Below are 2,086 nucleotides of genomic sequence, written 5' to 3' on the forward strand. Positions count from 1 at the left end.
AGTCCACGGAGTCATCAGAGTCGTCGGAGTCCACGGAGTCATCAGAGTCGTCGACGTCCAAGGAGTCGACGGGCTCGTCCGAGTCGTCGTCGTCGGCCGTCTCGTCGTCACCGACGAGCTCGGCGAGTTCGGCGCGCGAGGCGGGAACGTACTCGCCCTCCTCCTCGACGACCTCGATCGTCTCGTCGTCACCGCCGCCCTCGGCCGCGAAGACGGCCCGCGCGGCGATGTCCGCACGGCGCTGCCACTCGGCGGCCTCGTCGGCACGGCCCACCTCGTCGAGGACGAGCGCGTACGCCGCGAACAGGTCGGGGCTGTAGGAGAAGGCGCGATCGGGGTCGAGCTGCGGGATCTCGAGCTCCATCAGAGCGAGCTCGCCCTGACCGAGGTCGAGGCGCGCACCGGACATCGCGATCGCGAGCGAGACCTGAGCACCCGGGCTGAGCGTGCTGCGGTCGATGGAGCGGCCGAGCTCGAGCGCCTTGTCGGGGCGCCCCACTCCGCGCTCGCTGTCCACCATCAGGGCGACCTGCTCGTCCGATCCGGAGATCCGCCGGTACGTGCGCAGCTCGCGCAGTGCGAGCGCGAAGTCGCCGGTCGCGTACGCCGAGATGGCCAGCGATTCGCGGACCACAGCGATGCGCCCCGCACGACGAGCGGCGGAGAGGACGTGTCGGTGCGCGAGCTCCGGGTCCTCCTCGAGCAGCCGGCCGGCCATCACCAGGTGACGGGCGACCCACTCCGCGTTGTCCTTCGACAGTGTGCGCAGCTCGTTGCGGGCGACCTTGTCGAGATCCTTCGCCTGCACGTCGTCCGGCAGGTCGGGGTCGTCGTGCCGCGGCCGCACCGACTGGAGGGAGCGGCGCTCGCGCTCCTCCTCCGTGAGCTCCGGCTCCTCGCGGGGAGCACCGCGGCCGGCGTACCCGCCACGGCCACCGGCACGATCGCCCCCGCCGCGACGGTCGTCGAAGCGCCCGCCGCGCGAGTCGCCGTCCCGACGGGGACGGGAGTCACCGTCACGGGAAGGACGGAACTCGCCCTCACGGCGAGGACGGGAGTCGCCGTCGCGCGAGGGACGGAAGTCGCCCTCACGACGAGGACGGGAGTCGCCGTCGCGCGAGGGACGGAAGCCGCCCTCACGACGAGGACGCGAATCCCCGTCACGAGAAGGACGGAAGTCACCCTCACGACGAGGACGCGAATCGCCGTCACGGGAAGGACGAGAGTCGCCGTCCCGACGGGGACGAGAGTCGTTGTCCCGGGACGGACGGAAGTCGCCCTCACGGCGAGGACGGGAATCACCATCGCGGGAAGGACGGGAGTCACCGTCACGACGAGGACGCGAATCGCCATCACGGGAAGGACGGAAGTCACCCTCACGACGAGGACGCGAATCACCATCACGAGAAGGACGGAAGTCACCCTCACGACGAGGACGGGAATCGCCATCACGGGAAGGACGGAAGTCACCGTCACGGCGAGGACGAGAGTCACCGTCACGAGAAGGACGGGAGTCTCCATCCCGGCGCGGACGGGAGTCGCCGTCCCGAGAAGGACGGACGTCACCGTCGCGCCGGGGACGAGAGTCGCCGTCACGGGAAGGACGGGAGTCTCCGTCACGGCGCGGACGGGAGTCGCCACCGCGGTCCGGGCGCGCTCCGCTGTCGCGTCGAGGGCTGTCGGTGCCACCGGCGCGGTACGGACGGGAGTCTCCACCGCGGGCGGGCCGGTCGCCGTCGCGAGCTCCGCCCCGCGGGGAGGAGGAGCGGTCGCCGCCGGCGGCGCGGGGCGGGCGCTCGTCGCGCCGGTCCTGTCCGCGGTCGTTGCGGTCGGATGCTGCGTCGTCCATGCGTTCCTCGCCTGTCGTGGTGGAGCTCTGTGGAGTTGACCCGTCGTGACGACGGGGATCGGCGGCTCGAGAGCCGCTCGCCACCACCCTAACCCGCAGCGTGGTCGATTCCACGGGGGTCCGGATGGTGGCGCGGTCGGTTCTGCGGACAGAACCACGGGTTAAACAGCGATGGCCACCCAGAATCTGGGTGGCCATCGGCAAATGGTGTCCGGCGGTGTCCTACTCTCCCACAGG

Annotated in this window: 1 protein-coding gene and 1 pseudogene; one reads left to right on the top strand and one right to left on the bottom strand. The window is 71.0% G+C overall.

The annotated features are described in order from the left end of the window. Window positions 1-847: pseudogene (locus tag HQQ82_RS10495) on the bottom strand (primosomal protein); the annotation flags it as partial. Between HQQ82_RS10495 and HQQ82_RS10500 the strand changes: the two are divergent. Then, window positions 833-1,888: a hypothetical protein gene (locus HQQ82_RS10500; RefSeq protein ID WP_173232943.1), complete on the top strand. Its 1,056-nt coding sequence runs from the start codon at window positions 833-835 to the stop codon at window positions 1,886-1,888. The pseudogene HQQ82_RS10495 and the gene HQQ82_RS10500 overlap by 15 nt on opposite strands. The last annotated feature ends 198 nt before the right edge of the window (window positions 1,889-2,086 follow it).

The sequence above is a fragment of the Rathayibacter sp. VKM Ac-2856 genome (assembly GCF_013205055.1).
In the GTDB taxonomy this organism is placed as follows: domain Bacteria; phylum Actinomycetota; class Actinomycetes; order Actinomycetales; family Microbacteriaceae; genus Rathayibacter.